This is a genomic window from Arthrobacter stackebrandtii (genome assembly GCF_017876675.1).
GTDB lineage: Bacteria > Actinomycetota > Actinomycetes > Actinomycetales > Micrococcaceae > Specibacter > Specibacter stackebrandtii.
In genome coordinates this window covers 3135800-3148894 of the sequence record NZ_JAGIOI010000001.1, presented here as the reverse complement: position 1 = coordinate 3148894, position 13095 = coordinate 3135800, and the positions used below count along the sequence as shown (strand labels likewise).

Here is a 13095-nt window from a genome sequence, read left to right as displayed (position 1 = left end):
GTTTGTCGCGGCTGCTGCCTGTGCCGGTCCCAAACACCGGTTTCGTCAAGCAGCAACCCGGCAAGTCTACCCGTTCACGGCGTCCCGGCCCCCGCCATCTTCAGCTCCACGGTGGAGCCGTGGCGTCCCTTGTGCACGTGCAGGTGCAGCGGGATGCGCTGCTTCATCTCGGCCACGTGGCTGACCAGGCCCACCATTCGGCCGCCGTCGCGCAGCCCCTCGAGGGCATCCATGACCTGTTCCAGAGATTCCTCATCCAGGCTGCCGAAGCCCTCGTCAACAAACAAGGTCTCAATGTCCAGGCCGCCGGACTCCTGCTGCACGACGTCGGACAGGCCCAGTGCCAGCGACAGGGAGGCCATGAATGACTCGCCTCCCGACAGCGTGGCGGTGTCGCGGCTGAGCCCGGTCCACCCGTCCACGACCTCCAAGCCCAGTCCCGCCTTCTGGTTTCCCTTCTTCGCGTCGCTGTGGCGCAGCGTGTAGCGGGCGTCGCTCATGGTGCCCAGGCGCAGTGAGGCGGCCTCGGCCACCTGTTCCAGGCGGGCTGCCAGGACGTAGGCGCTGAGCGTCATCTTGTACTTGTTGTCGCCGCCGCCCCGCACCGCTTCGGCCAGTCCGGCCAGCAGGCGGGCGCGTTCCCGCAGCGGCCCCACCTTCTCCTCCAGGGCTAGGAACTCCTCCCCGGTCTGTGCCACCTGGGAGGCGGCATTGCGTGCCATCCCCGCAGCCAGTGCCGCGGTCTCCTCCGCGGCCCTCGCCTCCGCGGCACCGCGCACCAGCTCCGCAACCGTTTCCTCCCCGGGGACGGCGGTGCCGGCTGCGGCCTCCTCCCGGGCAGCGGCCACCTCGGGGGCTGCCAGCCGGTCGGCGTTCACGGCCAGCTCCCTCGCATAATCCTTGACCAGCCGGTCGAGCTCGGCCGCCTCCGCCGGTGCAAGCAGGGCCGCGCGGACTCCCGCCGCATCGGCAAAGTCGGACTCCCCCAGTTCCTTGTCCAGGGCGGCGGAGGCATCGGCCGCGGCAGACGTGGCGGCGGCCAGCTCCCGCTTGGCCGCCAGCAGTGCCGCAACAGGTTTCCGGGCCAGGGCCAGCGCGTTCTGGCGGGCCTCCAGCGTGGCGTGCCCGTCACGGGCCACCTCCAGCGAGGCCGCCAGCACCGCCAGCTCGGACTCCAGGGCAGCCTGGCCCGCAGCCAGGGACGCCGCCTGCCCGGTGGCCGCGACAACGGCCTGCTGCGCCGCATCAATTTCCGCCTGCAGGGTGGCCAGTTCCGCAACCAGCCGGGCAAGTTCCGCCGCCGCCTCCGTGGCCAGCCGGTGCTCCTCCTTCTTGAGCACGACGGCGTCCCGCGCCTCCTGCAGGCCGCCGGCGCCGCCGCGTTCGGCCAGGATTGCCAGCTTGTTCCGGGCTTCCTCCAGCACGGTGCGAGCCGCGGTCGCTGCCGCGTCCGATGCTTCAAAGCGTTTCTTGGCGGCCGTTTCGGCCTTGACAAGGTCCGCGCCGGTGCCGGCGAGCGGTGACGGTGCCGGGTGGACCGTGCTGCCGCACACCTGGCACGGTTCACCGTCCACGAGGGTGGCGGCCAGCTCACCGGCGGCCTGGCTGAGCCGCAGGTCAAAGGCCTCGAGCCAGGCCGCCTTGGCGGTGAGCGCTTGCTCACGTGCCGCGGACTCGGCAGCGTCCAGTTCCTTCACCCGGATGCTGTGTGACTGGTGGGCCTCGATCGTGGCGACCGTCTGCTCTGCGTCCCGCACCGCCTGTGCGCTGTGGTCGACGGCGCCCGCACCTGCCCGCACTTCCTCTCGTCTTTCCTGGACCTGCGACAACCTTGCCTTGGCGGTGTCCGCAGCCTCGCCCTGAAGTTCCTGCCGTTGCAGGGCAAGTTTCAGCGCGGCCCCGTCCTTGGCCAGCTGCAGGGTCTTCTGCCGGTGCGCAGCCTCGCCCGGCAGGGCTGCAGCAACCGTGGCCAGCTGTTCGGTCAGCTCACGGTCCACACCTTCCAGTGCCGCCACCGTGGCAGTTGCGGATTCCCCGCCCAGCATGGCCGAGGCCATGGCGTTGGCGTCAAGGCCGTCACCGGCGCCAGCTGCCGCCGACTCGGCAAGGGCCAAGGCCTTGGCGGCCTTTGCAGCATTGCCCACGACGGCGGCCAGCACCTGCGCCTGGCGGTGCCGTTCCTGGCGGGCACGCCGTCCGGCATCTTCCGGGGCCATGGCTGCCAGCCGGGCCTCCTCGGCCGTGGCGGCGGCCAGGGCAAGGTGCCTGCGCCGCAGCTTCTCAGCCTCCTGGACGGAGTCGGCCAGGGACGCCGCCGTGTCCCGTGCCTGCGCCGACAAGCTGCCGGTGCGGTCCACGGCCCGGGCCAGTGCCTCCTTCAGGGACTGGAACAAGTCCGGTCCGTGCAGCTCGCCCCAGGGCACTGCATCCTCCGAAGCACCGGCTTCCGTTGCGGCTTCCAGTTCAGCTCCGTCGGCAGTTTCGATGCTGGCCGGTTCTGTGCTGCCCATGTCTTGGCCGCCCTGTCCGGCGGATGCGAGGGCCTGTTCCTCCGCCGCGAGCACCTGGGCGCTTTGGCTGCGTGCCAGCTGTTCGGCTGCCGCCAGCTCACCGAGCCCGGCAGCCACGTTGTCCTGGGCCAGGCGGGAGTCGGCGGCCAGCCGCTCCTGCACGCCTTCATAAATGTCTGTGCCAAAGAGCTTCTGCAGCAGCGCCTGGCGGTCCGTGGCGTTGGCGCGCAGGAACGCGGCAAAGTCGCCCTGGGCCAGCAGCACCACCTTGGTGAACTGGGCCATGCTCATGCCAAGGAGCGACTGGATCTCGCTGGCGGCCTCGTCATTGCGCGTCGACTTGACCTCCCAGCCCGCCCCGTTCCTCTCGCGGAGCTGGGTGCTGGCCTGTTCACGCGTGGTTCCGGCACCGCGCTTGCGCGGACGCATCCATTCCGGGCTGCGCCGGACCTCAAGGCGCCGCCCGCCCGCCGTGAACTCGATGGTGACCTCCGGCCCCACACCGTCGGCGGCGTGGTGGCTGCGCAGCTGGGCCGGGCTGCTTGCGCGGGAGCCGGGCACCTGCCCGTACAGGGCATAGGCGATGGCGTCCAGGACGCTGGATTTTCCCGCGCCCGTGGAGCCGTTGAGCAGGAACAGCCCCTGGGAGCCGAGCTGGTCAAAGTCGATGGTTTCGCGGCCGGCAAAGGGGCCGAAGGCCTGAATTTCCAAGCGGTGGATTCTCATCGTGTCGCCTCTTCTTCCCGCACGGAGGCCAGGGCCCCGCGCAGAAGCTGCTGTTCGTCGTCGTTCGCGGCGCGGTGGCGCACATGGTCGAGGAACCCGCAGCAGAGTTCCAGCTCGTCGGCAGCCTGGGCAATGCGGGCGCCGTAGCTCTGGGTGGTGGCGTCCCGGGCGGTTTCGGGCTCAAACATCAGCACCAGCGTGTGCGGAAAGCGGGTGCGCACGCGGTCCATGGCGAGCTCAGGGCGGTCGTTGTCGGTGAGCGTGACCTGGCAGTAGTTGCCTTCCGCGGAGGCCCACTTTTCATCAACGAGCACGTCGGCCAGCTTGCCCTTGACCAGGCTCAAGGCACGTTCCGGCGCCCAGTCGACCTTGCGGACCTCGCCCAGGCCGGCGGCGGTGATCTCCAGCAGCCAGGCACCTTTGACGTGGTTGGCCTCGGAGAAGGAGTACGGAAGGGGCGAGCCGGAGTAGCGGACGCTCTCACTGAGCTGCTGGCGCCCGTGCAGGTGGCCCAGTGCCGTGTAGCTGAAGGGTTCGAAGAGGTCCAGCGGCACGGCGCCGACTCCGCCGATGGCCAGGTCGCGTTCGCTTTCCGAGGTGATCCCGCCGCTGGCGAACGTGTGGGCCAGGACAATGGAGGCGGTGCCCGGAGGCCTGCTTGCAAGGTCCGCCCGGATAAGCTCGACGGCGGCCTCGGTGACCCCGAAGTGGGTGGCTGTCTCCACGCCGAGGTCCTCGGCCACGAGCCGCGGTTCGAGGTAGGGGATGCCGTAAATGGCCAACTGCGGCCCGGCCGCGCCGCCCGGTTCCCCTGGCGCGTCCGGCTCCAGCGGCAGGAGGACCGGCACGGCGAGATCCGCGATGCGGGTGCGCAGGTGGACGCCCGCGCTTTCCAGCAGTCGGCCGCCAAATCCGAGGCGCGTGGCGGAATCGTGGTTGCCGCTGGTGACAACCACCTGCACCCCTGCCCGGTTGAGCCGGGCCAGGATGTCGTCAAAGAGGTTCACGACGTCGACGCCGGGCAGGGCGCGGTCATAGACGTCCCCGGCAATGAGCACCACATCCACCCCCTGGCCCGTTACGGTGTCCAGGAGCTGGTCGGCAAAGCGGCGCTGGGCATCCAGGGTGCCCACGCCGTGAAAGGCCCGGCCCAAGTGCCAATCTGAGGTGTGCAGAAGCTTCATGCTTCCAAGGTATCCGAGGGTTCCGACATTCCCGGCCACGGTCCTTAAACGACTCCTCCCCGACCGGCACTGCCATGATCGGGGAGGAGTCGTGGTTGCAGGGTGCTGCTACTTCTTGTGAGCGTCGAAGAAGGCCTGTGCGTCGTCCACGGACTTGGCGGCAGGTGCATCGTCCACGTCAGCAGCGGCGTCGCCCTTGTCCGCGGCCCCGGTTTCACCAGACTTTTCAATGGACAGCGCGGCAGCCGTCTCAGAAGCTGCGGAAGAAGCCTCGGCGGCGAGGGGCGCGGAGGGTGTTTCGGCGTCGTCCGCGAGGAGCGGCACATTCTTCTCGGACGCGGCAAAGGAGCGGTAGACGGCGGCGGCCAGTGCGGCGCCGAACAACGGTGCCAGCCAGAACAGCCACAGCTGGCCCACGGCCCAGGACTCGGCGAGGAAGACCACCGAAGTGGCTCGGGCCGGGTTCAGGGAACCGTTGCTCAGGGGCATGGTGATGGCGACGGCGATGGCGAAGGCGATGCCGATCGAGATGGGTCCCAGCACCGTCTTGTTGCGCGGCGAGGTTGCGCCCAGGAGCATGGCGGTCAGCACGCCCACGAGCACGAATTCCACAATCAGCACACCGATCATGGGCACGCTTGACGGCGAGTGGGTGTCGAAGCCGTTGGCGAGGGCGCCGAAGAGCTTGGCGGTCTCGGGCGTGGCCTCGGCCGGCATGACCTTCATCATGGCCAGCCATACTGCCGAGGCGAGGATGGCGCCCACGGTCTGGGCCACGATGTACAGGCCCGCGGCGGAGAACTTCAGCCGGCCGGCGACCGCCATGCCGAGCGAAAACGCCGGGTTGAAGTAGCCGTTGGAGACATGGCCGAAGGAGATGATGGCGGCAACCATGGCCAGGCCGTAGGCGAAGCCGATCGTGGATCCGGAGCCTGCGGGGCTGAACAGGGCGGTGCCCAGGCCGGCAAAGACAATGATGAAGCTGCCCAGCCCCTCGATGGCGGTGCGAATGCTGAGCGGATAGGCCTGCGCCGGGGCCTTGGCCGTTCCGGATGAAGTCATGGCGGGAGGGTCCTTACGGTTCGAAAACGAAAAAGTCGGTTCGGGCTGCGCCCGCGGCGGGCCGTTTGACCGCCGGGAAGGGTTACATTCCCAGGGCGATGGCACTCACGGTGGCGGCAGCCAGAGCAACTATAGCGGCCGAAGCTGTACGCAACGTAAGAGCCGGAGCCGCAATGCGGGCCTCCGATTCCAGGGCCGCCGTGCCGGAGTGCAGCACCTTGATCCGGGCCACGGCGCACAGGACCAGGATGATCGTGGTCAGGGCCGCCACGGAGGCGCACACCCCCATGCCGACCACCTGGGCGGTGTTGTCCGCAGCCCCGCCGCCGGCCCCGGTGAGGGCCTGGAACCAGCCGCGCCAGATGAGGATGTCGGCGGCGATGGCGCTCATGATGGTCCGGCGCCACGACAGGGCCGTGCGCTCCGGCTGCAGGCCGGGGTCCCGGGCCGGCCGCTCGCTCGGCGCCACGCTACGGAGCCACCAGGATCAGCACGGCGAAGATGATGGCGGCGAGTGAGACGACGACCGTCATGCCCAGCATCAGCCACGAGTGCGGCAGCTCGGCGTCGTTGCGCATGGCCTGTTCCTGGTGCGCCCAGCGCCGGTAACTGACGATCGCCAGCACGGCGCCGATTCCCGCCAGGACCATGCACAGGATGATGCGGACCAGCGGCGGGGCAATTTCCGGCGCCAGCTGGTCAATCGCGACGGCGCCCGCCAGTAGTGCCAGCGCCGTGCGCACCCAGGCCAGGAAGGTCCGCTCATTGGCCAGTGAAAAACGGTAGTCGGGTGTCTTGCCGGTCCGTCGCCAGGCGGGCTCGCGCATGCGTCTCCTCGTCATTGCAGGATGTTATGGTCACCCACGAGTCTACTGGGCAACGCCGGCCGGGCCGCGGGGCTGCGGCTTGCCGGGGAACACGCTGTGAACCTCACCCCGCTGACCCACACGCCGCCCGGGAACGGTAAATTGGAGGCATGACTTCTCCCGCGCAGACCCCAGCCCCCGCAGACTCCGCCGTATTCGCCAGCCGCGTCCGGGGCTCGCTCATGGGCGGGGCCCTGGGCGATGCCCTTGGCTACCTCGTGGAATTTGATTCGCTCGCCGAGATCACCGCAAAATACGGCCCCGCGGGACTGGTTGACCTCTCGCAGTCAGGCACCCCGCCGCACTTCTCCGACGACACCCAGATGACCCTCTACACCCTCGACGGCCTGCTCGACGTCCTCGAATGGGCCAACGACGGCATCAGCGCCGACATCAACGCCTGCCAGTGGCTTGCCTACCTTCGCTGGCTCAAAACGCAGGGCATTGAGGCCCCCGGCCACGCGCCCGAGCAGTCCCCGCGCTGGATCGATGCGCAAAGCGTCCTCCACCACCAGCGCCACCCCGGCAACGCCTGCATCACGGGCCTGTCCACCGGCGAGATGGGCACCCCCGCCCGCCCCGTCAACCCCGATTCCAAGGGCTGCGGCACCGTCATGCGCTCGGCCCCCTACGGCTTCCTGCCCAACATTGACGCGGAAACCGTCTACAAAATCAGCGCCGACGCCGCCTCGCTCACCCACGGGCACCCCGCCGCCCGGCAGTCCTCCGGCGCGTTCAGCTGGCTGATCCACGAGCTCGTCACGGAGGGCCGGACACTGCGCGAGGCGGCGGAATCCGCCCAGGCGCGGGCCGCCGTCGAGCCTTCCGCTGATCCGGAGCTGTTGGCGCGCCTGGACGCGGCACTCTCCCTCTCCGCGCACGACGGCGAACCCCTGTCCGGCGATGCCCTCACCGACGCGCTGGGGCTGGGCTGGGTTGCCGAGGAGGCCCTGGCGGTTGCTCTCTATTCCGTGCTGGTGACGGAGCGGGCGGCTGTTTCGGCGGTCGACCATTTCCTGGCGGCGATCCGGCTGGCAGCCAACCACAGCGGCGACAGCGACTCCACGGCTGCGATTGCCGGGAACATCCTGGGCGCGCTGCACGGGGAAGCCGCCCTGCCGCCGTCGTGGTTGACATTGTGTGAGGCACCGTCCGTGATCCAGCACCTGGGCAATGAGTTCATCCGGCTGACCACCGGGGCATAGCCGGGGCACACGGACGGCGCGGTTGCGGCGGACCTGCAGCCCCAAATCCAGATTTTCCCCGGCGGGAGCTATGGCTTGCGGAGACCGATGTTGGCGCATTCCTCGCAAATGCCCTCCGGGATCAGTCCGCGGCGCGCCAGGAAACCGAAGATCTTGCAGCCCAGGCACAGGCCCACAAATGCCTCGAGCGACGCCGCGACAATCAGGAAGGCGATGAGCGTCCAGCCGGGCAGTGCCGCACCGGACAGAAGGAGTGCGAACGCCGCGAGTGAGAGCAGCGCACCGATGCCCTGGGCAAAACGCTTGGGCGGGCCGGGCACGAGGCGGGGTTCGCCAAAGCGCGGGGCGAGGACCTTGACGGAGAGCAGAGCCGCCGGTGAAATGCGGGGGCCGAAGGCCAGTCGAAGAATGAAGCCGGCAGCGATCACGCCCACCAGCCATTCCCACTGGGCGAGTACGGCCACGAGCGCCAGGACCACCACGATGCCGGCCGTGCTGCGGGCGGCATATTCATTGACCGGGTTCGGGAACGAGAAGAAGCGCTTGAGTGAGCTGTCGGCCGCAGGGGTGAGCGACCCGCCGGGCGCACCCGGTGTGCCGGGCGCCTGGATGAATTCGGTGGCGGCGGGGATGTCTGCAAACTGGCTCATAGGCCAACAGTAGGACCGCCGGGCGACTGTTCCCCAGAATTGTTGCGCCGCATGACGAAACTGGCGGCCTGTGGTCATGGTTTCGAGTCCGCCGGGGAGCCTTCCTGCTCCAGCCGGGCCAGGCACCGGGCAGGGGCAATGTGCCGGTAGGAGCTGTCCAGCAGCTCGGCTATTTCCTGCCAGTCCGGGTCGCCGTCGCTGAGGTCAAGTCCCACCCAGCCATACGCGCCGATGTAGGACGGAACATAGAAGCGCGGATCCGCCAGCAGCGCCTCCCGCTCGTCCGCCTCGGGCAGAACCTGGACCGAGGCCTCGCGGGGATGGTCCTTCTGTCCCTGTCCGAAGTAGGCAAAGATCTTCCCGCAGCGGAACGTGGGCCGTCCGAAGGTTTCCTTTTCCACGGCCTCGGGGAAGGCCAGGCACAGTGTGCGCAGGCGCACCAGGAGGGGGTCAGCGTCGTCGTACATCCGGGGGTGGGCCATGCCAGAAAGCGTAGCGCGGACCGGCCGCAGCGTCACGGGTTGGTGGGGCCGGGCGCCGTCGGGCTGGTTTTACTAGCCCACCATCTGCATGAACTCGCCCTCGGAGAGCACCTCGATGCCCTGGCCGCGGCGCTGGAGGTCCAGCACGCGCTTGGCCTTGGATGTCAGCCGCCCGCTCCGCAGGTCAGAGGCCGTGAACCCGCTGCCCACCACCAGGACCGTGGTCTTGAGCGTGACGGAGCTTGCGCACCGTGCACCGTGTGCGGCTGCCCGGAGCTTGGCCTCGGGTCGGCCCAGGCCGAGGTCGCCCGTGAAGACCACCGTCTGGCCGAAGAGCGGGTGGGCGATGTCGGCGTGCAGGTTGGGCTCCGGGTTGGGGCCCTCGGTGGACCAGCTGCCGCCTCCGCGGCGGGCTGTTCCACCGGCTGTCCCGGCCTTCATCTCGGCCAACTTTTCGAGGGCGGACCGGGTGGCCTTGGACAGCCCGTCCGTGGCGGGGTTCCAGGCGCCGGCGTGCGGCATGGCCAGTTTCATGGACTCAAAGACGCCGCGGACCGACTCCGCACCGTGCTTGCCAGCTATGTCCACCATGATGCCGGCGCAAGCGCGGGCATCCTCGGTGGCGTCGTGGTGGTTGCGCAGCGGCACGCCGGCAGCCTCGGCCACGAACGGCAGGGAATAGGACGGCAGCGAATAATTCTTGCGAGAGAGCACCACGGTGCAGGCGTAGTCATAGGCGGGTGCCGGGATGCCGGAGACCTCCGCGGCGGAACGGATCACGCCCAGGTCGAAGGCCGCGTTGTGCGCCACCAGCGGATCCGCGCCGATAAAGGCGTCCACTTCCGGGAAGACGTCGCGGAAGCGCGGGGCCGCGGCGACGTCGTCCGGGGTGATCCCGTGGATGGTGATGTTGCGCGAGTCGAAGTGGTCGTGCCCCTCCGGCGGGCGCATGAGCCAGTAGCCTTCCTCAACAATCACCCCGCCGCGGACCTTTGTCAGGCCCACGGAGCAGGGCGATCCCCTAAATCCGTTGGCGGTTTCAAAATCGATTGCAGTAAAGTCCAAAGCCACCCCCCAAGGCTACCCCCGGGCACCGACAGGCCGTTCCTTCCGAGCGGCATCTCACATATGCCGTGGATGCTGCCCGCGTTGGCCCACGCCGCCCATATTGCCGGTGCAATTAACAAATGCCGCCCATATTGACCCGTGCCGGCGACATTTCAGCGGCACGGGTCAATATGGGCGGCGAAGGCGGAGCCGGCCTACGGCGTGGCCCGGCGCAGGGTCAGGTACGCCCCGACTCCCAGCAACGCGCACAGCCCCAGCACCACCAACCCGATTGACAGCGGCGTCAGCGAGACGATCCACGCCCCCACGGACGACCACCAGCCCTGCCAGGTGGCCAGCCCGATGCCCGCCACGGCCAAGACCCCGAGGGCGATGCCGGCGGCCAACAATCCCGTTGCCTGCCAGCGCTTGTAGACGGTTGCACCCCAGAACCCAAGGAGGAACAGGAACATCATCACCACAAAGTAGAAGAACAATTGGATGAACCAGTGCCGGTCGGCAATCCATTGCAGGGCAAACATCTGGCCATTCAGGCCCCAACCGTGGGTAGCCGTTTCAACCCATCCCAGGAAGACGTACAGCCCGGAGACGGCCGCCGCCACCAGCATGAACAGGCCCACTGTGCCAATGAAAAAGTTCCGGCGGGTGACGCTCAGCCCCTGCGAAAACGGGAACGTCAATGTCAGCGACTGGAGGCCGAGGGCGAAGAAATACCACATGATGGCCTGGCCGGCGCCGGAATATTTGGGTCCCGTTGCCGAGTCCGGGATCATCGCCCAGATCGCCAAGGTCAAGGCGAAGGACGCCACCAGGATGACGGCCGGTATGCCCAGGAATGTCCACTTGTTGATCAGTTGCATCCGGGCAACCGCCCAGGCACGGTGGCCGGTGCCGCGGGGCAGCCCCGCATACGGTGCGGTGTTCATTGGCGGGTCAATTGTGGTGCTCATCGTGTTGCTCCTGTCCGGGCATGCTTGCTTGCCGATGCGCCGTTGCCCAGCCCGGCCGCATCATCGGCCGCCGGTTCGGCTCCCCAGGAGGATCCGGCGTCGAGCGTCTTCCTGATGACATATTGCTGCAGGGAAACCGGACCCAGTTCCAGTCCCAGCTCCTGCGCCTCGCGGCGCTCCGCCGCACTAAGCGTGCCCTCGACCGTGTGCGAGACCAGGGCGCCGACGCCCTCGCGGTGCAGGACGGGGCGGCCGGCCGTGAACGCCTCAACGCGGGCGGCGGTGCCGGCGACGTTGACGGCGGAACCGCGGATGTTCTCGGCGTCGTCGTCGATGATGATGCGGCCCTTGTCGATGATGATGACGTGTTCCAGCAGGTTCGCGACCTCGTCGATCAGGTGCGAGGACAGCACGATGGTGCGCGGGAATTCGGCGTAGTCGGCCAGCAGGCGGTCATAAAACAGCTGCCGCGCCACGGCGTCCAGGCCCAGGTAGGGTTCGTCGAAGAACGTCAGCTCGGCGCGGGAGGCCAGGCCGATGATGACCCCGACCGCCGAGAGCTGTCCGCGGGAGAGCTTCTTGATCCGCCGTTTCATGGGCAGCTGGAATTCCTCCGCCAACTGCTCCGCCAACCCCTGGTCCCAATTCTTGTAGAACAGGGCTGCGGCCTTGAAGGCGTGGACGGGCTTGAAGTCGTCAGGATACTTCTGCGACTCCCTGATGAAGCAGATCCTGCTCAGGACCCGCTCGTTTTCATAGGGGTGCTCGCCAAACACGCGAACCTCCCCCGAGCTGGCAAATCCCTGCGCCGTCAGGATGGACATCAGCGTGGTCTTGCCCGCGCCGTTGCGGCCCAGCAGGCCGTAAATCTTGTCCTCTTGCAGGCTCAGCGTGATGTCCTCCAGCGCCGTGACGCTGCGGTAATGGCGGCTCAGGTGTTCCACATCCACTACGGCCGTGTTCACAATGCACCCTCCTTCGCTCTCGTTGTGGCGCCGGCGACGGCGGAAGCAGCCTCCCGTGCCAGCATGTCCGACAGCTGTGCGCCGTCGATCCCCAGCTTCCGGGCCTCGCGGGCAAGCGGCGCCAGGTACTGCTCGTAAAATTCCTCCCGGCGGCGACCCACAAGGACCGCCCGGGCTCCGGTGGCAACAAACATGCCAATTCCCCGTTTCTTGTAAAGGATTCCGTCATCAACGAGCCGGTTGACGCCCTTGGCGGCGGTGGCCGGGTTGATCCTGTGGAACGCGGCGAACTCGTTTGTGGACGGCACCTGCGCCTCTTCGGCGAGGACGCCGTCGACAATGTCGTTCTCGATCATTTCCGCGATCTGCACAAAGATCGGCCTGCTGTCGTCAATCACCGGCAGCAGCCCCCGTCCAACCCTCGACGCCTCATCGGTTCATTACTCATGTAACTAACCATACAACCTGGAGACGGGCTGTCAACCCCCTGGTCCCCTTTTTTTGGCCGCCAAGATCCTCCTGCGGGTGGAGGCTGCGTTCAGGGAAGTACCGTAATCTTGTAGCGTGATACTTACTGCTTTGAGCCAATCCGCCCTGCCCGCGCTCATGGGCCGCGGCGCCGTCCCGTCCCTCGGCTTCCTTCCCGACTGGCTGGACCCCATGGTAATTCTGGGCAACGAAGCCATCGGCGCCTGGGTGGTTGTCATCGCCTGCGCCATCATCTTCGCCGAAACCGGCCTGCTCGTCGGCTTCTTCCTGCCCGGGGACTCCCTGCTCTTCACAGCCGGCCTCCTGGTCAGCACCGGCACCATGCCCGTGAACATCTGGGTGCTCATGGCGCTGCTCATCGTCTGCGCCTTCGTCGGCAACCAGCTGGGCTACTACATCGGCTACAAGGCCGGCCCCGCCATCTTCAACAAGCCCGATTCCAAGCTCTTCAAGAAGCAGCACGTCGACTCGGCCCACGCCTTCTTTGAAAAGCACGGCGGCAAGGCCCTGATCCTGGCCCGCTTCGTCCCCATTGTGCGCACCTTCGTCCCCGTCATCGTCGGCGTGGCAAAGATGGACATGCGCAAGTTCCTGCTCTTCAACGCCATCGGCGCGGTGGCCTGGGCCGGCGGCGTCACCTACCTCGGCTACGTCCTGGGCAACAAGGTCCCCTGGGTGCGCGACAACCTCGACGTCATCTTCATCGGCATCGTAGCCGTCTCCGTCATCCCGATCGGCATCGAGCTGCTGAAGGCCATCAGCTCCAGCCGGAAGAAGAAGGCGCAGGAGGCCTAGGCTTCCCCTGCGCCCGTGTTTTGGGCACGGCCATTAAGTACGACGGCGACCCCGGCACTGTGCCGGGGGTCGCCTTTGTTTTTCCTGCCCCGCGCAACCCCTCCTGCGGCCTGTGACGCACTAGATGCACCAAAATGGCCGTG

At 67.8% G+C, this 13095-nt stretch carries 13 protein-coding genes; 2 read left to right on the top strand and 11 right to left on the bottom strand.

The window, feature by feature from the left end:
* Window positions 1-74 precede the first annotated feature (74 nt).
* From JOF48_RS13705 to JOF48_RS13685, 5 genes are all read right to left on the bottom strand, one after another.
* The gene (locus tag JOF48_RS13705) at window positions 75-3221 is read right to left on the bottom strand and encodes an AAA family ATPase (protein ID WP_209681544.1); all 3147 of its coding nucleotides are present in this window, start codon (window positions 3219-3221) and stop codon (window positions 75-77) included.
* Between the two features lie 11 nt (window positions 3222-3232).
* On the bottom strand, window positions 3233-4420 hold the full coding sequence (locus JOF48_RS13700) for a metallophosphoesterase family protein (protein WP_209681542.1): 1188 nt from the start codon (window positions 4418-4420) through the stop codon (window positions 3233-3235).
* Between the two features lie 108 nt (window positions 4421-4528).
* Window positions 4529-5482 carry an aquaporin gene (locus tag JOF48_RS13695; RefSeq protein WP_209681541.1) on the bottom strand — a complete coding sequence of 318 codons (954 nt, stop codon included), beginning with the start codon at window positions 5480-5482 and terminating at the stop codon, window positions 4529-4531.
* An 82-nt stretch (window positions 5483-5564) separates the two neighbouring features.
* Entirely contained in the window at window positions 5565-5951 is a 387-nt protein-coding gene (locus JOF48_RS13690) for a DUF202 domain-containing protein (RefSeq protein WP_209681540.1), read from the bottom strand.
* 1 nt (window position 5952) lies between these two features.
* Window positions 5953-6324, bottom strand: coding sequence for a YidH family protein (locus tag JOF48_RS13685; RefSeq protein WP_245346544.1), 372 nt, complete (start codon window positions 6322-6324; stop codon window positions 5953-5955).
* A 134-nt stretch (window positions 6325-6458) separates the two neighbouring features.
* Between JOF48_RS13685 and JOF48_RS13680 the strand changes: the two genes are divergently transcribed.
* The gene (locus JOF48_RS13680; protein WP_209681538.1) at window positions 6459-7553 is read left to right on the top strand and encodes an ADP-ribosylglycohydrolase family protein; all 1095 of its coding nucleotides are present in this window, start codon (window positions 6459-6461) and stop codon (window positions 7551-7553) included.
* 68 nt (window positions 7554-7621) lie between these two features.
* Here the strand turns inward: JOF48_RS13680 and JOF48_RS13675 are convergent, their stop codons facing one another.
* The 6 genes from JOF48_RS13675 to JOF48_RS13650 form a co-directional block, all read right to left on the bottom strand.
* Complete coding sequence (locus tag JOF48_RS13675) at window positions 7622-8203, bottom strand: DUF4395 domain-containing protein (RefSeq protein ID WP_209681536.1); 582 nt, start codon at window positions 8201-8203, stop codon at window positions 7622-7624.
* A gap of 74 nt (window positions 8204-8277) precedes the next feature.
* On the bottom strand, window positions 8278-8685 hold the full coding sequence (locus JOF48_RS13670) for an MmcQ/YjbR family DNA-binding protein (protein WP_245346543.1): 408 nt from the start codon (window positions 8683-8685) through the stop codon (window positions 8278-8280).
* Window positions 8686-8757: 72 nt separating this feature from the next.
* Window positions 8758-9756, bottom strand: a complete 999-nt coding sequence (locus JOF48_RS13665) for a 3'-5' exonuclease (RefSeq protein WP_209681534.1) — start codon at window positions 9754-9756, stop codon at window positions 8758-8760.
* 191 nt (window positions 9757-9947) lie between these two features.
* Window positions 9948-10703 carry a hypothetical protein gene (locus JOF48_RS13660; RefSeq protein WP_342591247.1) on the bottom strand — a complete coding sequence of 252 codons (756 nt, stop codon included), beginning with the start codon at window positions 10701-10703 and terminating at the stop codon, window positions 9948-9950.
* Window positions 10700-11668, bottom strand: a complete 969-nt coding sequence (locus JOF48_RS13655; RefSeq protein WP_209681533.1) for an ATP-binding cassette domain-containing protein — start codon at window positions 11666-11668, stop codon at window positions 10700-10702. The genes JOF48_RS13660 and JOF48_RS13655 overlap by 4 nt, the downstream gene beginning before the upstream one ends.
* A complete protein-coding gene (locus JOF48_RS13650) occupies window positions 11665-12024 on the bottom strand; it encodes a GntR family transcriptional regulator (RefSeq protein ID WP_209681531.1) in 360 nt (119 codons plus the stop codon). Before JOF48_RS13650 ends, JOF48_RS13655 begins: the two co-directional genes overlap by 4 nt.
* A 223-nt stretch (window positions 12025-12247) precedes the next feature.
* Here JOF48_RS13650 and JOF48_RS13645 point away from each other — a divergent pair, with 223 nt between their 5' ends.
* Window positions 12248-12952 (top strand): DedA family protein, encoded by a 705-nt coding sequence (locus JOF48_RS13645; protein WP_425353720.1) that lies wholly within the window; start codon window positions 12248-12250, stop codon window positions 12950-12952.
* The last annotated feature ends 143 nt before the right edge of the window (window positions 12953-13095 follow it).

Coding starts and splice junctions, on each gene's coding strand:
- JOF48_RS13700 (WP_209681542.1), bottom strand. CDS start 4,420: ATGAAGCTTCTGCACACCTCAGATTGGCACTTGGGCCGGGCCTTTCAC.
- JOF48_RS13695 (WP_209681541.1), bottom strand. CDS start 5,482: ATGACTTCATCCGGAACGGCCAAGGCCCCGGCGCAGGCCTATCCGCTC.
- JOF48_RS13685 (WP_245346544.1), bottom strand. CDS start 6,324: ATGACGAGGAGACGCATGCGCGAGCCCGCCTGGCGACGGACCGGCAAG.
- JOF48_RS13680 (WP_209681538.1), top strand. CDS start 6,459: ATGACTTCTCCCGCGCAGACCCCAGCCCCCGCAGACTCCGCCGTATTC.
- JOF48_RS13675 (WP_209681536.1), bottom strand. CDS start 8,203: ATGAGCCAGTTTGCAGACATCCCCGCCGCCACCGAATTCATCCAGGCG.
- JOF48_RS13670 (WP_245346543.1), bottom strand. CDS start 8,685: ATGGCCCACCCCCGGATGTACGACGACGCTGACCCCCTCCTGGTGCGC.
- JOF48_RS13660 (WP_342591247.1), bottom strand. CDS start 10,703: ATGAGCACCACAATTGACCCGCCAATGAACACCGCACCGTATGCGGGG.
- JOF48_RS13650 (WP_209681531.1), bottom strand. CDS start 12,024: ATGATCGAGAACGACATTGTCGACGGCGTCCTCGCCGAAGAGGCGCAG.